Origin of the sequence: Dorea sp. Marseille-P4042, from assembly GCF_900290215.1 — a bacterium.
GTDB lineage: Bacteria > Bacillota > Clostridia > Lachnospirales > Lachnospiraceae > Dorea > Dorea formicigenerans.
The window spans coordinates 488,678-507,581 of sequence record NZ_OLMI01000002.1; the positions used below are offsets into that span (position 1 = coordinate 488,678).

The 18,904-nt window shown below is 41.0% G+C and carries 13 protein-coding genes; all 13 read right to left on the bottom strand.

The genetic code is table 11. The annotated features are described in order from the left end of the window. Window positions 1–133 precede the first annotated feature (133 nt). The 13 genes from C7E02_RS07810 to C7E02_RS07870 all read right to left on the bottom strand — a co-directional run bounded on the left by C7E02_RS07810 (window position 134) and on the right by C7E02_RS07870 (window position 18,834). A complete protein-coding gene (locus C7E02_RS07810) occupies window positions 134–1,069 on the bottom strand; it encodes a ParB/RepB/Spo0J family partition protein (protein ID WP_005340073.1) in 936 nt (311 codons plus the stop codon). Further along, a complete protein-coding gene (locus tag C7E02_RS07815; protein ID WP_105309246.1) occupies window positions 1,023–1,850 on the bottom strand; it encodes a ParA family protein in 828 nt (275 codons plus the stop codon). Before C7E02_RS07815 ends, C7E02_RS07810 begins: the two co-directional genes overlap by 47 nt. 118 nt (window positions 1,851–1,968) lie before the next feature. Further along, window positions 1,969–2,739, bottom strand: coding sequence for a hypothetical protein (locus C7E02_RS07820; RefSeq protein ID WP_005340077.1), 771 nt, complete (start codon window positions 2,737–2,739; stop codon window positions 1,969–1,971). Between the two features lie 424 nt (window positions 2,740–3,163). Beyond that, window positions 3,164–4,099, bottom strand: a complete 936-nt coding sequence (tsf, locus tag C7E02_RS07825) for a translation elongation factor Ts (RefSeq protein WP_105309247.1) — start codon at window positions 4,097–4,099, stop codon at window positions 3,164–3,166. A gap of 50 nt (window positions 4,100–4,149) precedes the next feature. After that, complete coding sequence (gene rpsB / locus C7E02_RS07830) at window positions 4,150–4,899, bottom strand: 30S ribosomal protein S2 (protein WP_022278765.1); 750 nt, start codon at window positions 4,897–4,899, stop codon at window positions 4,150–4,152. A 413-nt stretch (window positions 4,900–5,312) separates the two neighbouring features. Continuing rightward, the gene (locus tag C7E02_RS07835; RefSeq protein ID WP_105309248.1) at window positions 5,313–6,410 is read right to left on the bottom strand and encodes a coiled-coil domain-containing protein; all 1,098 of its coding nucleotides are present in this window, start codon (window positions 6,408–6,410) and stop codon (window positions 5,313–5,315) included. A gap of 237 nt (window positions 6,411–6,647) precedes the next feature. Next, window positions 6,648–7,781, bottom strand: coding sequence for a coiled-coil domain-containing protein (locus tag C7E02_RS07840; RefSeq protein WP_005340091.1), 1,134 nt, complete (start codon window positions 7,779–7,781; stop codon window positions 6,648–6,650). 199 nt (window positions 7,782–7,980) lie between these two features. Then, a complete protein-coding gene (locus C7E02_RS07845) occupies window positions 7,981–9,480 on the bottom strand; it encodes a glutamate synthase subunit beta (RefSeq protein WP_005340097.1) in 1,500 nt (499 codons plus the stop codon). Window positions 9,481–9,492: 12 nt separating this feature from the next. After that, window positions 9,493–14,031, bottom strand: coding sequence for a glutamate synthase large subunit (gene gltB / locus C7E02_RS07850; protein ID WP_022278763.1), 4,539 nt, complete (start codon window positions 14,029–14,031; stop codon window positions 9,493–9,495). A gap of 136 nt (window positions 14,032–14,167) precedes the next feature. Then, complete coding sequence (locus C7E02_RS07855; RefSeq protein WP_005340101.1) at window positions 14,168–15,073, bottom strand: CPBP family intramembrane glutamic endopeptidase; 906 nt, start codon at window positions 15,071–15,073, stop codon at window positions 14,168–14,170. A gap of 110 nt (window positions 15,074–15,183) precedes the next feature. Then, the gene (locus tag C7E02_RS07860; protein ID WP_105309249.1) at window positions 15,184–16,200 is read right to left on the bottom strand and encodes a tRNA dihydrouridine synthase; all 1,017 of its coding nucleotides are present in this window, start codon (window positions 16,198–16,200) and stop codon (window positions 15,184–15,186) included. Between the two features lie 95 nt (window positions 16,201–16,295). After that, window positions 16,296–17,372, bottom strand: a complete 1,077-nt coding sequence (rsmH, locus tag C7E02_RS07865) for a 16S rRNA (cytosine(1402)-N(4))-methyltransferase RsmH (RefSeq protein WP_005335670.1) — start codon at window positions 17,370–17,372, stop codon at window positions 16,296–16,298. Window positions 17,373–17,493: 121 nt separating this feature from the next. Continuing rightward, window positions 17,494–18,834, bottom strand: coding sequence for a uracil-xanthine permease family protein (locus C7E02_RS07870; protein ID WP_105309250.1), 1,341 nt, complete (start codon window positions 18,832–18,834; stop codon window positions 17,494–17,496). Between the last annotated feature and the right edge of the window lie 70 nt (window positions 18,835–18,904).

Consider the following 18,904-nt stretch of genomic DNA (forward strand, 5'->3'; position numbering starts at 1 on the left):
GGCTCCTTATTGTCTTTTCGGCTGGTAATCTGCTGGTAAACCAAAGGGGTAGGGTGTGGGGAGGGGAAAACAGAAAAAGGCTGATTTCTCATTGTTCACCAACAGATAGACTTCTCCCTTGGTGTCAAAATACCTATCGTTCCCTGCTTTTTTCCCGTTTCCGGTATAATTCCAGTGCTTTGATAATGGTTTCTTCCATTTTCTGCTGTGTAGTTCCCGATGGAAAGTATTTTTTCAGTCGGTTCTTCGGGATTTTCCACTGCTCTACCTGATTTGGCTTCTCTTCTGCCATAATCGACAGTAACACATCTTCATTCAATCTACCTTCTGCTGAAAATTTGCGTATTTTGATTGCCTGTGCATGACTTGGAGTGCAATCTTCCGATTCCATGGTATCGTACAATATCTCCTGTTCTTCTTTTGGCAAATAAGACAGCTCCACCGCCGGACGCATGGCAATTTTCTTGTTATCGACCATATCAAGAATTTCCGGTATCAAGTAGGTTAATCGAATATATCTTCTTATTTGGTCTTTACTTTCTCCAACCTCCTCACCCAATAATTCATCAGAACGTTTCCCTTTCAACTTTGTCGCCAATGGCGACGAAGTTAAATCAGTTCTTTGTCCCTGTCTTTTCATGACATCTAACTTCATTTTGTAAGCAAATGCTTTTTCTGATGGTAATATTTCTTCCCTTTGAAGATTGCTGTCAACCATGACAATAACTGCTTCGTCATCACTGAGATTTCTTACAATACAAGGGATATTTTCTAACCCTGCCAGTTCACTTGCCATTTTTCTACGGTGTCCAGAAATCATTTCATACCCACCTGTTGGCTTCTCTCTGACAAGAGCAGGAACCAATACACCATGTTCACGAACACTTTCGATAGTCTCCACCATCTTAGCATCCATTCTTACCTTAAATGGGTGATTAGGAAAATCAGTAATCTCAAAAAGAGAAATATTTTTTACATATTCCTGATTCTTATGGTCCCTTTCTTCCTGAGTGGTAAAAAGGTCATCGGCTGAGGGAAGATTCATGTTTATTTCTCTGCTTTTCGCCACATTGAATCACCTCCCTCGTAAATTCTGCATATGCCTTTGCAACAGTTCCATTCTTGTCATACTCATAAATGCTCTGTCCTGCTGCACTGCTTTCTGCTGCTGTGATAGCCACTGGAATAATCGTTTTGAAAATCCGAATATGCTTTCCATAATTCTCTCTAAGGCTATCCTCTGTTGTCTTTGCAAGTTTTGTCCGCATATCTGCAAGTGTCAGCAATACTCCATCAATCTTCAGATTAGGATTTAGCTGTCTTTGTACCTTACCAATTGTTTTCATTAACTGTGTCATGCCCTTTAGTGGAAGATAATGAGCCTGCACTGGAACAATTACACTGTCTGCGGCAGCTAATGCATTGATTGTCAGCATACCAAGACTAGGCATACAATCAATCAGGATATAATCATAATCTTTTTTCAAATTTGCCAGATACAGCTTTAATGTCTGCTCTCTGCTCATGGCATTTACCAGTGATATTTCCATACCCGATAACTCAATGTTGGTCGGAACAATATCTACTCCTTCTTTATGATGCAAAATGCCTTCATTATACACAAATGGTTCGTCTTGTAATATCTTCTTCATTTGCGTTTCCAGTGTAATCGGAAGACTGTCTGCATTCGTCCAACCCAATGCAGTTGTTAAATCTCCCTGTGGATCAGCATCAACCAATAATACTTTTCGCCCCTGATGTGCAAGACCAATTCCAAGATTTAATGTAGTTGTAGTCTTTGCGGTTCCTCCCTTCTGATTTGCAAGGGCGATTACTTTACACTTGGTCATATGGTTTCCTCCTTCCTCGAAAAATTTAATAGCCAATCCTTTTTACGGGACTGGCTATGTATAAAAGTGGGCATAGAAAAACCGACTGATTCTTAGTGAACCAATCGGCTATGTACATTTAATATGGATTACACATTTTATTTATAAAAGCTCCTATAAATGCCGTTAATGAATATACTCTCTTATCCGTTTCTTTTTCATATATATAACATAATTTTGCTTTTCCTTCAGATGTAAATTGAAGATATGGATTTATTTCATTTAATACGTTTTGTAATTCTGGTTCTAATGCTTTTAAAAGTTCTTTATGCATAGATGTAAATATTTTTTCAAATCCTAACATTAATTCATATAAATCAATTTTTTCATTATCATCACGCATTTTCTGCAACTCTGTAATAATCTTTTTTTGCAATCTGCTCGAATTTTGTAACAAATTTTCTGGTTCAATATATATATACATTTCCAATTTTCCAGGCCAAAACTCTATTTTTGTAATCGCCATTTCACAATGAGTCATATAAATCCGAAGATTATACATCATTCGATACTCAAAATATTTATCATAATATTTTTTCTTAATGGGTTCAAAAATTTTTTTATAATGGCTTTCATAATATTCAATCCATGCATAAAAAGTGCCTAATACATTGTATGTATATCGATTAATTGTATCAATTGAATACTTATCTTGCATCTTTATTGTAGGCAAAAACGCAAGTAACTCTTTTATATTATCTCTAACTACAACATAATAATCTTTACTCAACATAGATATTTGAAGTTGTTTTATATTAGACATAATAGTTTCATATTCTTCCTCCGATATTTCAGCTACAATTGTTTTAATTGTTGTATCATTATTAACAGCAATAATTTTATATTTCATTTTTTCTCCATTTCTACTACAAATAGTTTTCATCTATCTCTATTATAATCTGTATATTTAATTTCATCAATTGAAAAATATTTTCATAACAACTTACAAAATGTTAAGACATCTCATATTATCATACACCAAAAGTTGGGGAACTACGCTATCCCCCAATAAAATAAAACAAGCAATCTTCGCCCTTTTATTTCAGAAGAATGAGGCAAAGTTTCATACTCCAGTTGGGGAATTGAAATTCCCCAACTCACTCCCCAACTTTTACCCAATTCCATGCATAAATAGCGATAATTTACGATAAGTCAAAATTTATTCCCCAATACGCAAAAAAACCTTGAATTATCCCATTTTCATAGGAAATTCAAGGTTTTTCGTTGATTTACATGATAATCATACGGTTCAAATTCTTATGCGAACTGTAAGATTATGCGTTCATCTGAGCTGCAACTTCTGCTGCAAAGTCCTCATTCTTTTTCTCAAGACCTTCACCAGTCTCGAAACGAACGAATCTCTTAAGCTCTACAGGTGTTCCAACTTCTTTGGATACCATCTCAAGATACTTAGCAACTGTCTCTTTGTTCTCAGCTTTTACATACTCCTGCTCTAACAGGCAGATCTCTTTGAGCTCTTTTGCAAGACGTCCAGTAATCATCTTCTCGATGATGTTCTCTGGCTTGTTAGCATTCTTAGGATCATTCTTAGCCTGAGCGATAAGAATCTCTTTCTCGTGCTCTTTGTACTCTTCCGGTACATCATCAGTAGATACATACTTCGGATTCAGAGCTGCTACCTGCATAGCAACGTTCTTAAGAGCCTCTTTAACTCTCTCGTCATTGCTCTCTGTCTTAGCTTCTACTAAAACGCCGATCTTTCCTGCTGCGTGGATGTAAGATACAACGATTCCATCCTCAGATACGATTTTCTCAAATCTTCTGATGTTCATGTTCTCACCAATCTTAGCGATCATAGCTGCAAGTTTCTCATCTACTGTCATAGATGTATCAAGTGCCCATTTCTCAGCCTTGAATGCATCGATATCAGCTGCATCTGTGTCTGCTGCCTGCTCAACAACTTCTTTAACAAATGTCTGGAATACTTCATTCTTTGCTACGAAGTCTGTCTCAGCATTAACTTCTACGATTGCTGCAACTTTATCACCATCTTTGATAGTTGTTGCTACAAGTCCTTCAGCGGCAATTCTTCCTGCTTTCTTCTCAGCAGTAGCAAGTCCCTTCTCACGAAGGAATTCAATAGCTTTGTCAAAATCACCATCTGTTGCAGAAAGTGCCTTTTTGCAGTCCATCATTCCTGCTCCGGTCATCTCTCTTAATTCTTTTACCATACTAGCTGTAACTGCCATCTTTTTTGTCCTCCAATTAATTAATGTAATTAATCAATATTATCTGGTTCTTACTCTTCTGTTGCCTCTGCTACTTCTTCAGCTGCTTCAGCTTCCTCGTATACGTCAGCGCCAGCCTCGCCCTGATTAGCTTCGATAACAGCATCTGCCATCTTAGAAACGATCAATTTTACTGCACGGATTGCATCGTCATTTCCTGGGATAACATAGTCAAGCTCTTCTGGATCACAGTTTGTATCAGCGATACCGATAAGTGGAATTCCAAGTGTGTGAGCCTCCTGAACACAGATTCTCTCTTTCTTAGGATCTACTACGAAGATAGCATCCGGGATTTTCTTCATCTCTTTGATTCCGCCAAGGTTCTTCTCAAGTTTCTCCCACTCTTTTTTGATCTGGATAACTTCTTTCTTAGGCAGTACATCAAATGTTCCATCCTCAGACATTCTCTCAATCTCTTTGAGACGGGCAATTCTGCTCTTGATTGTCTTGAAGTTTGTAAGCATTCCTCCAAGCCATCTCTCATTTACATAATACATTCCGCAGCGCTCTGCTTCTACTTTGATTGCATCCTGAGCCTGTTTCTTTGTTCCTACGAAAAGGATTGTTCCGCCCTGTGCTGCAATATCAGATACTGCATAGTAAGCCTCATCAACTTTTCCTACAGATTTCTGTAAGTCGATGATATAGATACCATTTCTCTCTGTGTAGATGTAAGGAGCCATCTTAGGGTTCCATCTTCTTGTCTGATGTCCAAAGTGAACACCTGCTTCTAAAAGCTGCTTCATTGAAATAACGCTCATGTTTCTTTCCTCCAATTGGTTTTTTTACTTCCGCACCGGTATACGTCCTTGAAACCAGTCTCTTTCTTTTGACTGGCACCGTCTCAGACAGCCATGTGCGTGCTTTTTTGCGACCTTAAAATGATATCATAAAACCCTTGCGAATGCAAGGGTTTTTCAAAAACATCATATTAGATTTTTGTATATTTTATATTTTCAAATGTGACTCACCTATGGTTCAAATATGACTCAATTCAAGAATGCCTCGGAGTTTTTATATCATGGAAATTGTAATTTTCTAAAGATGTTGGGGGCAAAAGCCCCAACTATGATTCCTGCGGATTGTTCCGTGCTTTGCACTCCCACTGGCATCATGATATTAAAAATGCCAGGATTCAAAAGAAATCCTGGCAAATAAATTCAATATTCTTTTATTAAGGACGTACGATTCTCATATTAGAAGGGACACTTGCTACTTTTACTACATCACCTGTATGTGGTGCATGGATCATCTGACCATTTCCAATGTAAATTCCACAGTGTCCGGATCTTACACACACATCTCCAGGCTGTGGGTTACTCACTGTCGGAAGGGCATTCAATGACGCTGATGTGCAGGAACGTGAATATCTACCTGTCAGGCAGAAACCTACAAGACCTGAACAGTCAAAGGAATTCGGTCCTGTCGCTCCCCATACATACGGTTTTCCAAGTGCAGAATACGCACGGGACACTGCGTCTCCTGATACATAACTTGGAGCATTGTTGCTTGTTCCTTTATTGGAACTATTTCCCTTATTGCTATTACTTGAGCTATTGCTTGATGAGCTGGAAGAATTATTCCTGTTCGATGCAGCCTGCTGTCTTGCTGTTTCTGCTGCCGCTGCCTGTCTTGCTGCTTCTTCCTGCTGTCTCTTCAGCTCTTCTTCCGCCGCCTTACGCTCAGCTTCTTCGATCTGCTGATCCAGATCAGACACCTCTGCCTGCTTAGATGCGATCAGGTTATCAAGTTTCGACTCCTGTGACTCATACTCTGTCTGCATACTTTCAAGCTGTGACTGTTCTTCTTCCAATTGATCTTTCAGATCAGAAATCTTCTGCTTTGTCTCTACGTACTCCTGTAATTTCTGTCTGTCGTAATTATGTACATTACTTACATATTCCGCTTTGTTGACCATATCAGAGAAATCCTCTGAACCAACTAAGCTTTCTACAGCACTCTGATCACCAGCTTCGTACATATACTTAATACGAACCTTCATATCTGCATACTGTTTCTGTTCTTCTGCCTCGGCATCTTCCAGATCTGACTGTGCCTGAATAATCTCTTCACCTTTACTGCTAAGTTGAGACTCCAGCTCCGTAATCTTTCCCACTACTGTATTAAGCTGTGTCTGGAGTGAACTTACTTCATTCTGTGCGGACTCTTTGCTCTTTTTCAAATCGTCAACAGATGGATCTGCAAAAACCGGTGTCACAAGTACAGAACTGGCAACTGCCGCCGCCAGAATTCTCTTACCTATTTTGTTCATATTCATCTTCCCTCTTTTAATTATTTTTCTTTCGAAAACGCCCCATCGTTATTATACACATTTTTCATAGTTTACGCAACCCGCTACAAATTTGACGCAATCTTTATCATTTTGTGTTCATTTTTTTACCATTTCAGATACAATTCCATCAAATATGTCTAGATATGATCTTGTATATGACAAATGCCAGTCCTTTCAAAAAAAACTGGCATTAAATTATTCATTTTCTTATATACTTTATGGACGAACGTACCACATATTAGATGGTACTGCAGATATTTTCACTACATCTCCTGTGTGTGGTGCATGAATCATCTGACCTCCACCTATATAAACACCTACATGCCCAACTCTTACACAAATATCTCCTGGCTGTGGATTACTTACCTTAGTCAATCCAACGAAATCACTGGAGCTATATGTATGTGAATATCTTCCTGTCAGACAGAAACTTACAAGTCCGGAACAATCGAAAGAATTCGGTCCTGCCGCTCCCCATACATACGGTTTTCCAAGTGCTGAATATGCACGGGATACTGTACTTCCGGATACGTAACTACCAGAACTGCTGCTTGATGATGAACTGCTGTTTCCTTTGTTACTGGAACTGCTTGGATTCGAGCTGCTGTTGCCTTTATTACTATTGGAGCTGCTTGAACTATTGGAGTTGCCAGAATTACTATTCGTTGTTGTACTATTCTGAGATGCTGCCTGAAGTTGTTTCTGTCTTTCCTCTTCTGCTTTCTTCTGACGCTCTTCCTCTTCTTTCGCCGCCTTCTCTGCCGCTTCCTGAATCTGTGAATCAAGATCTGCTACTTCTGCCTGTTTTGAATCAATCAGAGTTGTCAGATTAGACTCTTCTGTCTCATATTCTGTCTGCATGCTCTCAAGCTGTGACTGCTCTGTCTCAAGCTGTTCCTTCAGATCAGCAATCTTCTGCTTAGTTGCAACATATTCTTCCAGCTTGTCGCGATCATATCCATGTACACTTTGAACATACTCAGCTTTACTTAACAGATCCGAAAAATCTTCTGAGCTTACCAGTGATTCAAGCGCTGTTGCATCACCAGCCTCATACATATACTTGATGCGAAGCTTCATAGCCGCATACTGTGTCTTCTCGTCTTCCTGTGCCTGCTCCAGATCTGCCTGCGCCTGAATAATCTCTTCACCCTTTGTTGTAAGATCAGCTTCCAATTGAGTAATCTTACTTACAATACTCTGAAGCTGTGACTGAAGTGAGTTCACTTCACTTTGCGCTGATGCCTTACTCTTCTGAAGATCATCTACTGAAGGTGCTGCCAAAACCGGTGTAACTACTAAACTGCTCGTAATTAATGCTGTCAGTATTCTTCTTCCAAATTTATTCATATAAAAACTTCCTCACTCAAATGTATACAATTTTATATAGTTTTGCTACTACATCTAGATGTTATTATACATGAGTCAGTACATATTTGCAATATTTTTTAACATTTTTGTAACATTTGGATCAGTCAAGCCATGCAGGAAAATAAATATGGGGTGAGAAATCAAGCTTGTTTGAAGTTCTCACCCGATACTTATTTTGTTACTGTACATTCATATTCGTATATCCCATCAGGCTGACATCGATTTCCTGTGCGGCTTCTCTTCCTTCGCGGATTGCCCATACAACCAGTGACTGACCTCTGTGCATATCTCCCGCTGTGAACACCCGCTCCACATTTGTATGATACTCACCTGCCGGTGTTGCCACATTTGTACGCGCATTGACTTCCACGCCAAATGCTTTTGTCACATATTCTTCACTTCCAAGAAATCCTGCTGCAATAAGTACAAGATCTGCCTGTACTGTATACTCAGTTCCCGGTATCTCAGTCATCATCATGCGTCCGGTTTTCTCGTCTTTCTTCGGCTCCAGCTTCACAAGTGTGACCTTGCAGAGATTTCCTTCCTTATCTTTGATGAACTCTTTGACCGTTGTCTGATATACACGCGGATCATGTCCGAAGACTGCCGCTGCTTCTTCCTGGCCATAGTCTGTTTTGCAGACTTTTGGCCACTCCGGCCACGGGTTGTTATCTGCACGAGTGTCTGGTGCTTTGGGCATCATTTCTACTTGAAGAACAGATTTTGCGCCATGTCTCATAGAAGTTCCGATACAGTCATTTCCCGTATCACCTCCGCCAATAACGATAACGTGTTTTCCCTTTGCAGAAATGTATGTGCCATCCACCAGTTTCATATCATTTGCCCACAATGCTTTTGTCGTGGACTTCAGGAAATCGACTGCAAAATAAATTCCTTTTGCGTCCCGTCCCGGTGCTTTAATATCTCTTGGATGAGAAGCTCCACAGCAGAGAACTACACGGTCAAACTCTTTTAATATAGAAGAAGCTTTTTTGTCTTTACCAATATTGCAATTTGTTACAAACGTAATTCCTTCTTCTTCCATAATATTTACCTTACGGTCAATATACTGTTTTTCCAGTTTCATGTTTGGAATTCCGTAACGAAGAAGTCCTCCGACTTTGTCTTCCCGTTCAAACACTGTCACGCTATGTCCTCTGCGGTTCAGCATATCTGCCACAGCAAGTCCAGACGGTCCTGATCCCACAACAGCTACTTTCTTTCCGGTTCTGACTTTCACCGGTCTTGCCGCAGCGTATCCTTTTTCGTAAGCATTTTCAATAATACTGTACTCATTCGCTTTTGATGATACTGCATTTCCGTTGAGTCCACATGTACATGCTGCCTCACAAAGTGCAGGACATACCCTGGAAGTGAATTCCGGAAAATTATTCGTCTTTTTTAACCTATAATAAGCCTCTTCCCAGTTGCCGTGGTAAATCAGATCATTCCACTCCGGCACCAGGTTATGGAGAGGGCAGCCACTTGCCATCCCCATAATCATCTGTCCTGCCTGGCAGAACGGAACGCCACACGCCATACATCTTGCACCTTGGCGCTCCTGTTCTTCTTTTGACAAAGGTGTGTGGAATTCGCGGAAATGCTTGATTCGCTCCTTCGGTGACTCTGCCGGCTTATCCTGTCTTTCATATTCCATAAATCCTGTTGGTTTTCCCACGTTGTCCGCCCCCTATCTTCTTCCTTCTTTAATTGCGTAAAATGCTTCAATTCTAGCTTGCTCACTGCTCATGCCCTGTTCTTCCATCTGAACGATAGTAGAAAGCATTTTCTCGTAATCAATCGGAATGATTTTCTTAAATTTCGGCAGATAATCGGTAAAGTGATCCAGAATTTCTTTTCCGCTCTCAGAATTCGTATAAGCCACATGCTCTTCGATCATTTCTTTCAACTCGTTGATTTCAAACTTCGAAGTTACTCGTTCAATATTTACCATCTGCTTATTAATATTCTTATAAAGATCACTGTTCAGATCCAGTACATAAGCGACACCGCCGCTCATTCCGGCTGCAAAGTTCTTTCCAGTCTTGCCAAGAACAACAACGCATCCGCCGGTCATGTACTCACATCCATGATCACCAACACCTTCTACAACTGCTTTTGCGCCAGAGTTTCGGACTGCAAAACGCTCACCTGCCACACCATTGATAAAAGCTTTACCACTGGTTGCTCCGTAAAGTGCAACATTTCCTATTATAATATTCTCTTCGTGTTTAAATGTAACACCCTTCGGTGGATACACGATCAGTTTTCCGCCTGAAAGACCTTTACCAAAATAATCATTGCCGTCTCCTACAAGTTCCAGTGTCAGACCCTTTGGAATAAATGCACCAAATGATTGACCGCCTGCTCCGGTACATTTGATCACATAACTGTCTTCCTCTACGCCTTCCGGATATCTTCTTGTAATTTCTGATCCGAAAATTGTTCCAAATGTACGGTTGGTGTTCGTGACATCGACTTCCAGGCTTCTCTTCTGATGCTTTTCAAGTGCCGGAAGCAGTTCTTTTACAAGGACTCTTTCGTCCAGAGTCTTCTCCAGTTCGAAATCATAAATCTTCTTTGGATTATAAGTCATTGGTGTCTTTGTTCCCTCATAAGGGTTTTGCAGGATCTGACTTAAATCCAGTGTTGCTGCACGATCAGATGTCGGCACTTCTTTGACTTTCAGAAGGTCAGTCCTTCCAACCAGTTCATCAATCGTACGAACACCTAATTTTGCCATATATTCGCGCAGATTCTGTGCGATGAATCTCATAAAGTTGATGACGTATTCCGGTTTTCCGCGGAAGTTCTTGCGAAGTTCCGGATTCTGTGTTGCCACACCAACCGGACATGTATCCAAATTACATACCCGCATCATAACGCATCCCATAGTTACAAGTGGTGCTGTCGCAAATCCAAATTCTTCTGCTCCAAGGATTGCTGCAATTGCCACGTCACGACCACTCATCAATTTTCCATCTGTCTCAATACGGACACGTTCACGCAGTCCATTTTGGATCAATGTCTGATGTGTTTCCGCAAGTCCAAGCTCCCAAGGAAGTCCTGCATTGTGGATAGAACTCTTAGCCGCCGCTCCGGTTCCTCCGTCATATCCAGAGATCAGGATCAGTCCGGCTCCTGCTTTTGCAACACCGGCTGCGACAGTTCCAACACCTGCTTCAGATACAAGTTTTACGGAAATCCTTGCGTCTTTATTTGCATTTTTACAGTCATAAATGAGCTGTGCCAGATCCTCGATAGAGTAAATATCGTGATGCGGTGGTGGTGAAATCAGGCTGACACCTGGCGTAGAATGTCTTGTCTTGGCAATCCACGGATAGACCTTTCCTCCTGGAAGATGTCCACCTTCTCCTGGTTTTGCACCCTGTGCCATTTTAATCTGAATCTCTTTTGCGCTGACAAGATATCTGCTCGTTACACCAAATCGTCCGGAAGCGACTTGCTTAATTGCAGAACATTTTTCTGTATCCAGACGCTCGATTTCTTCACCGCCTTCACCACTGTTGGATTTACCATGCAGACGGTTCATGGCGATTGCAAGCGTCTCATGTGCCTCCTTGGAAATGGATCCGTAGGACATAGCACCTGTCTTGAATCGCTGAACGATTTCATCCACACTCTCTACTTCTTCAATCGGAATACCTTTCTTCGGATAATTAAAATCAAGCTGACCTCGCAGATTAATGTGGGCACCTTCTTCATTTACCATATCTGTGTACTGCTTAAACATTTCATAATTGCCAAGTCTTGTAGACTGTTGAAGCATATGAATCGTACGTGGATTGTACAGATGTTCCTCGCCACAGCTTCTGGATTTGTGTTGTCCGAGACTGTCCAGTGTCAGATCTACTTCCAGTCCAAGTGGATCAAATGCCTGAGAATGTCTTGCCAGATAATCCTGTGCAATCTCCTCAATACCGATGCCGCCAACACGGCTGACTGTATCTGTAAAATATCTGTTAATAAATTCTTCTTTTAATCCAATGGCCTCGAAAATCTTTGCTCCCTGATAAGACTGAATTGTGGAAATACCCATTTTAGAAGCAATTTTTACAATGCCGCTTAAGATTCCGTGATTGTAATCATCAACTGCAGCGTAATAATCTTTCTGCAGCATACCTGTATCAATAAGCTGACGGATTGTCTCATGTGCAAGATATGGATTGACTGCGCATGCTCCATATCCAAGTAATGTCGCAAAATGATGTACTTCTCTTGGCTCTCCAGTCTCAAGAATGATTGCAACGGAAGTTCTCTTCTTCGTGCGCACCAGATGCTGTTGCAGTCCGGACAATGCCAGAAGTGACGGCATAGCCACATGATACTCGTCAACACCACGGTCAGAAAGGATCAAAATATTCGCTCCGTCACGGATTGCACGATCTACTTCGATAAACAGGTAATCCATTGCTTTTTCCAGACTGGAATTTTTATAATAAATAGTCGGAATCTCTGCAATTTTGAATCCATCCTGTTTCATGTTCTTAATCTTCAGAAGGTCAACATTTGTAAGGATCGGATTATTGACCTTGAGCATCTTGCAGTTTTCTGCTTTTTCTTCCAGAAGATTTCCGTCTGCTCCGATGTATACAGTCGTGGATGTTACCACTTCCTCACGGATTGCGTCAATCGGCGGATTCGTAACTTGTGCAAATAACTGTTTAAAATAATTGAACAGGTTCTGATGCTTATCCGAAAGTACCGCAAGTGGTATATCAATACCCATGGCAGCAGTTCCTTCTCCACCGTTGAGTGCCATATTTTTGATAGAAGTTTCTACTTCCTCATAAGAATAACCAAATGCTTTCTGAAGTCTCTTAAGATCCTCTGGTTTGTAGGTCGGTACTAACTGATTCGGAATTTTCAGATTCTTAAGCTCAATCAAATTGCTGTCCAGCCACTCACCATAAGGCTGTCTGTCCGCATACATTTCTTTCAGCTCTTCGTCTCCGATGACACGTCCCTGAACCGTATCGACCAGAAGCATTTTACCTGGACGAAGTCTTTCTTTTACTATGATTTTCTCTGGTGCAATATCCATAACTCCGACCTCAGATGATAAAATCAACTGATCATCATCTGTAATGTAATATCTGGACGGACGAAGTCCGTTTCTATCAAGAACTGCTCCCATACAATCTCCATCACTGAACAGAATTGACGCCGGACCATCCCATGGTTCCATCATTGTTGCATAGTACTGATAGAAATCTTTCTTCTTCTGGGACATGCTCTTATTATTTGCCCACGGCTCCGGAATAGAAATCATAACTGCCAGCGGAAGTTCCATGCCACTCATGACCATAAATTCAATGGCATTGTCAAGCATAGCGGAGTCAGAACCTGTGGCATTGATTGCCGGAAGGACTTTGTGAAGTTCTCCTTTTAAAGCTTCAGATTCCATATTTTCCTCTCTTGCCTGCATCTTATCCCGGTTACCACGGATTGTATTAATCTCGCCGTTGTGTACAATAAAACGGTTCGGATGTGCTCTCTCCCAGCTTGGATTCGTGTTCGTACTGAATCTGGAATGAACCAGTGCAATGGCAGATTCATAATCCTTATCCTGAAGATCTGCAAAAAAGAGACGTAACTGATCTACCAGAAACATTCCCTTATAAGCAATCGTTCTGCTTGACAGTGAAGCTACATAAGTATCATCGCTGCTCTGCTCAAAGACACGGCGTACCACATACAGACGTCTGTCGAAGTCAATTCCTTTTTCAACCTTTTCCGGCCGCTTGATAAATCCCTGCATGATGCATGGCATACACTCTACTGCACGACTTCCAAGCACATCCGGATGTACCGGTACTTCTCGCCAGCCCAGGAATTCCATTCCTTCTTTTTCCACAATCACTTCAAAGATATTCTTTGCCTGATTTCTTTTCAGTTCGTCCTGAGGGAAGAAAAACATACCTACGCCGTAATCTCTCTCAGAACCTAAAAAGATGCCGAAAGGTTTACAGACTTTGGTGAAAAACTTGTGAGAAATCTGTAACAGAATTCCTACTCCATCACCTGTCTTACCTTCGGCATCTTTGCCCGCTCTATGTTCTAATTGTTCCACAATCTTTAATGCATTCGCCACGGTATCGTGACTTTTCTGGCCCTTGATATTGACGATTGCTCCAATACCACAGTTATCGTGTTCAAACGAAGGACGATACAAGCCAGCATTTTTCTGTCGCTGTTGCCCGTTCATAATATCTGAGTCCTTTCTTACATTTTTTTTATTTTTTCCTACTATACACCCATTTTTCAAATTTGTAAATAAAAACTTCTTTTTAAATTGTCAGATAATTAGACGTTTTACGATTGCAAAAGGAGTAGTCTGATAACTACCCCTCGTTTTGGCTATTATTTTTAGTTGTATCTGTGTTCAATCTCTGAATCATAACATAAATACTTGATGTAATAAATGCACATAACACTGTTGAAATTCCGACACGCATCGGATCTTTGAACAACCAGTCGAACCATTGGAACTGCGTTCCAACCACTGACAGGATATTCGCTGTAATATGCGCAAGTATCGGTGCTTTCACAGAACCATATTTTTCATACACATAACAGAACATCATGCCCATGATAAAACCATAAAGTCCCTGGACAAGATTGCCATGGGTAAATGCAAATACGAGTGATGAATACAAAGCCGCTGCCCAAAACGGTGAAGTATAACGTAATCTTTTATAGACAAGTCCTCTGTACACCAGTTCTTCACATGTCGGCATCAAAATTCCAAGCACGAGAATCTGCACTGCAAATCCCTGTCCGTATAAAGTCTGCATTGTATCGGAATAAGTTTCACTCGCTGCTGACAGATTACTTAAAAATATCAGATTATTAAGCCCAAGTGCCATAACTGCAAACATCACTATAATTGCAATATATTTCCAAATTGACGCTTTTTCCGTTACAATCCCAAGCTCTTTTTCTTTTCTGCTGTCTCTGTGAAATAAAAATAACATGACTGGAATCGTAATCAGCGCTGCCACGCCCTCAATATAAACAGCCCAGTTCATTAGCTCATTTGTGATCTGATCATATAATTTGCCGGACTGTGCTGTACTCTGCGCAATCTGCATCATCGCATCTGCATCTCCACCTGTCATCTGCATCAGATGTACGCCTGCAAGAAGTGATACCGCCGCCATATATACAAGATATGCAATTCCCAGTTTGATAAGCACAGATCCCCAGATATACCAGAAGCCTCTCCCGCCTCTTGTTTTCTGTTCCATCTATTTACTTCCTTTCCTTTTGCTGCTGATCCACTTTTCATTGTACCTTCACCGAAAACTCCTCTATTCGGCACGATGTTAATTGTACTTCTTTTCTACAGCATATGCAATTAAAAAAGTATGAAATCTTCCAACGCTTCCCGGCTGGCACTGTCGTAATCTGCCATACTCTGAGATTTCCGGATCCTTTTCAGCGCCTTCTTCGCTTCCGGAGCGTTCTGTCCCATATATGCCCACAGCTCTTTTAACTTAAATAACGTATTTTTCTCACCCATTCCCACTTCCAGATAATCACATTTAATCTGTTCAAGAAATGCATGGATTTCCTTTTTATATCTGTCTGCACTCTGCATTTTTCGTAACGTTTCTTCTTTTTTCCACTCAGTCACATCTATATCAGTTGTCTTTTTCACATCTGTTTTTTCTCTCATACGGATCAGATCAAGCAGAGCCGGATTCATTAAAATCCCTCTTCCAAGCATAAAGGTATCTACCTTCGGAAATTCCCGTTTCATCTCTTCATAACTTTCTGGCGTAAAAATATCTCCGTTATAGCAAAGCGGAATCTTACTTTCCTCCACCGCATCATGAAACGCGCCAAGATTCGGTTGATTTTTATAAAAATCCTTCTGTACCCGCGGATGAATAATCAGTTCCTCTACCGGATACTGATTGTAAATATCAAGAAGCCGCGCAAATTCTTCCGGATCATCTTTTCCAATTCTTGTCTTAATAGAAATTTTCACATCACATTTTTTAAAAATCTCATCCAAAAACCGGTCCAATCCGTCCGGATCTGCAAGAAATCCAGAACCACGCCCTTTAGACACAACTGTCTTTGAAGGGCAGCCCAGATTCAGATTCACCTTTTCATAGCCATAGACCTTCAGTTTCTCAACCGTATGTAAAAATGACTCCGCCTGATTACTCATAATCTGTGGCACAAGATTCATGCCCGGACTGTGCTCTGGCATCACATCATTCTTCTCCTTCATACTGAACCCCTTCTTCGTATGTGGTACCAGAAAGGGCGTAAAATATTTATCCATCGGTGCAAAATGCTGATGATAAGCCCGACGATATATATAAGTTGTAATCCCCTCAAGCGGAGCAAGGTAATACTTCATAAAAAATCCTTCCCATTTTTATTCACAATGCACAAAGGCGACACCGCAAATCAATGATGGGGACGTAGTACTTTAACATTTCACTACGTCCTTTGTTAAATAATTGCCCATCTCATTTTCGTGCATTTTGCGCGTGGATTTCTTGCGCATTCCTGTGCTGATGGACGAATCACGTCTTTACAGATTTCGCTGTAAATTCCTGCTTTTTTTCCTTCTTTAAAAGCTCGTTTCACAAGTCTGTCTTCCCCGGAATGAAAGGTCAGGATTGCAATTCTTCCACCTGGGTTCATGACTTGTGGCAGTTTATCTAAGAATGCATATAACACTTCAAATTCCTGATTCACGTCGATGCGAAGTGCCTGGAATGTTCTCTGACATGATTTCTTGACTGCCTCTTTTTTCTCTTTCTCCGGAAGAAATGTCAGAGCTTCTTCGATTGCTTCTTTTAATTCTGTTGTAGTTTCCGGAGATTTCCCGTGTTTTCTCCAATTCATCAGCACTTCTGTTATCTCTGCTGCGTATGGTTCATCAGAGTTTTCCACCAGCATTCCTTCTATTTCTTCTGCGTCCATGCTTTTCAAACGCTGTGCCGCGCTTTCTCCTTTTTGTGGGTTCATGCGCAGGTCCAAAGGTCCGTCAAATTTGTAAGTAAAACCGCGTTCCGGGTTATCGATCTGCATAGAGGATACACCAAGATCTGCCAGTACAAAGTCAAACTTTCCATGTTCTTCTGCCACTTTGTCAATGTCTGCAAAATTGCATAATTTCACAGTCAAAATATCTTCTCCATATCCAAGATCACGCAGTCTCTTTTTTGTCTTCTCGGACTCAATCGGATCTACGTCAAGACCATAAATGTGACCATGTCCTTCCAGCTTTTCCAACATCTTTCTTGTGTGTCCTCCATAGCCAAGTGTTGCATCCAGTCCATGCTGTCCCGGTTTGATGTCCAGAAAATCCAGAATCTCCTGCACACAAATGGAAATATGCATACCTGCCGGAGTGCTGCCCTTTCCTATGACTTTTTCAATCGTATCCCCATATTTTTCAGGATTTAATTCCTTATATTTTTCTTCATACTTTTTCGGATGCGTCCCGGAATAACGCTTTCTTCTCTTATGAGGCTTTTGCCCCTGTTTTCCTGATTCTTGTCCGCTTTTTTGTTCTTCCATATTCACATTCTCCAACAAACTGTTACTTTCCCTAAAATCATTCAAGTCAAACATTACAAAACGGGGGTCTTCAAAAAAGGGTTACCCTCTTTTAAAAACCCCCGTCCAACAAACTCAAAATCTACTTCTTTGCTTTTGGCAGAGTTAAGTTTAACACAATCGCTACGATAGTTGCAAGAACTACCGGTGATTTTCCAAATATAGTCATTACCCAGTCCGGGAACTGTGCCAGTGATGCACTTGCCTGAGTCACACCCATGCCGACTGCAACTGCAAGTCCAACAACTGTTGTATTGCGGAAATCCATCGGCTCTGTTGTAATCAGCTTCATACCTGTCATTGCAATTGATGCAAATACAGAAATTGTTGCACCTCCCAGCACGCAATAAGGAATCGTAGTCAGTATTGATGAAAATTTCGGGATCAATCCGGCCGCCATCAGAATCGCAGCAGCAATTCCAAGCACTCTGCGGCTGATAACTTTTGTTGTAGACACAATACCTACATTCTGGCTGTAAGTTGCTGTCGGAAGTCCACCAAAAAATGCGCAAAAAATATTGCTGATTCCATAGCCTACAATACCACCGGATAATTCCGTATCTGTCGGCATACGATCCATAGAACCTGTTGTAGTTGCAGAGAAATCTCCAATTGCCTGCACAGAGTTAATAGCAAACAAAATACCAAGTGCTACGCAAGATGAAGGCTCAAACTTAATTCCAAAATGCATCGGCTTCGGAAGCTGGAAGATTGCCGCTTGTGCAACGGAAGAAAAATCTACCATTCCAAAACAAAGTGCTACAATATATCCACCAATAATTCCAATTAAGATAGATGCCAGTTTCCAGATACCTTTTCCAAAATGATTAAGTGTCGTTACAATAATCAATGTAATAATTGCTACGAGCCAGTTCTTCCATGAACCGTAATTTTCACTGCTGGCTCCTCCAGCCATATAATTGATCGCGGTCGGATACAAAGATAATCCAATAGAAAACACTACCGTACCGGTAATAAGTGGCGGGAAGAACTTGCGGATCCTCTTAATATTTAATCCCACTAAAAGTGCAATGATACCACCAACAATCTGCGCTCCAAGAATCGTTGCAATATCAAAATCCGCAGCAATTGCCTGCATACTTGGCACATATGCGAAACTGATTCCCATCATGACCGGAAGTCCTGCTCCGATAGTGAACCATTTTGTCTTAATAAACGAAAATAACTGAATCAATGTCGTCAATGCAGACATCACAAGTGCTGCCTGAATAAGAATCACAGAATCTTCCTGTGAAAGACCTGCTACGCCTGCCACGATAATAGAAGGCGTTACGCAGCCGACGATCATAGCCAGTACGTGCTGTATCGCAAGCGGCAGTGATTGTCCAATGGAAGGCTTCCCGTAAAAATCAAACAATGCTTTGTCCATCTGAACAGACTGTTTTGCTTCTTTTGTATTCATTCTTTTCCTCCTGAGTCATTTTTTCAACTCATATATTATATAATGCAACGCTTCTATTTGGGCACCCTCT

Excerpts from the sequence above, each read along its gene's own strand:
- tsf (WP_105309247.1), bottom strand. The coding sequence starts at position 4,099 with ATGGCAGTTACAGCTAGTATGGTAAAAGAATTAAGAGAGATGACCGGA.
- rsmH (WP_005335670.1), bottom strand. The coding sequence starts at position 17,372 with ATGGAAGAACAAAAAAGCGGACAAGAATCAGGAAAACAGGGGCAAAAG.
- C7E02_RS07820 (WP_005340077.1), bottom strand. The coding sequence starts at position 2,739 with ATGAAATATAAAATTATTGCTGTTAATAATGATACAACAATTAAAACA.
- C7E02_RS07855 (WP_005340101.1), bottom strand. The coding sequence starts at position 15,073 with ATGGAACAGAAAACAAGAGGCGGGAGAGGCTTCTGGTATATCTGGGGA.
- C7E02_RS07835 (WP_105309248.1), bottom strand. The coding sequence starts at position 6,410 with ATGAACAAAATAGGTAAGAGAATTCTGGCGGCGGCAGTTGCCAGTTCT.
- C7E02_RS07840 (WP_005340091.1), bottom strand. The coding sequence starts at position 7,781 with ATGAATAAATTTGGAAGAAGAATACTGACAGCATTAATTACGAGCAGT.
- rpsB (WP_022278765.1), bottom strand. The coding sequence starts at position 4,899 with ATGAGCGTTATTTCAATGAAGCAGCTTTTAGAAGCAGGTGTTCACTTT.
- gltB (WP_022278763.1), bottom strand. The coding sequence starts at position 14,031 with ATGAACGGGCAACAGCGACAGAAAAATGCTGGCTTGTATCGTCCTTCG.
- C7E02_RS07815 (WP_105309246.1), bottom strand. The coding sequence starts at position 1,850 with ATGACCAAGTGTAAAGTAATCGCCCTTGCAAATCAGAAGGGAGGAACC.
- C7E02_RS07870 (WP_105309250.1), bottom strand. The coding sequence starts at position 18,834 with ATGAATACAAAAGAAGCAAAACAGTCTGTTCAGATGGACAAAGCATTG.
- C7E02_RS07860 (WP_105309249.1), bottom strand. The coding sequence starts at position 16,200 with ATGAAGTATTACCTTGCTCCGCTTGAGGGGATTACAACTTATATATAT.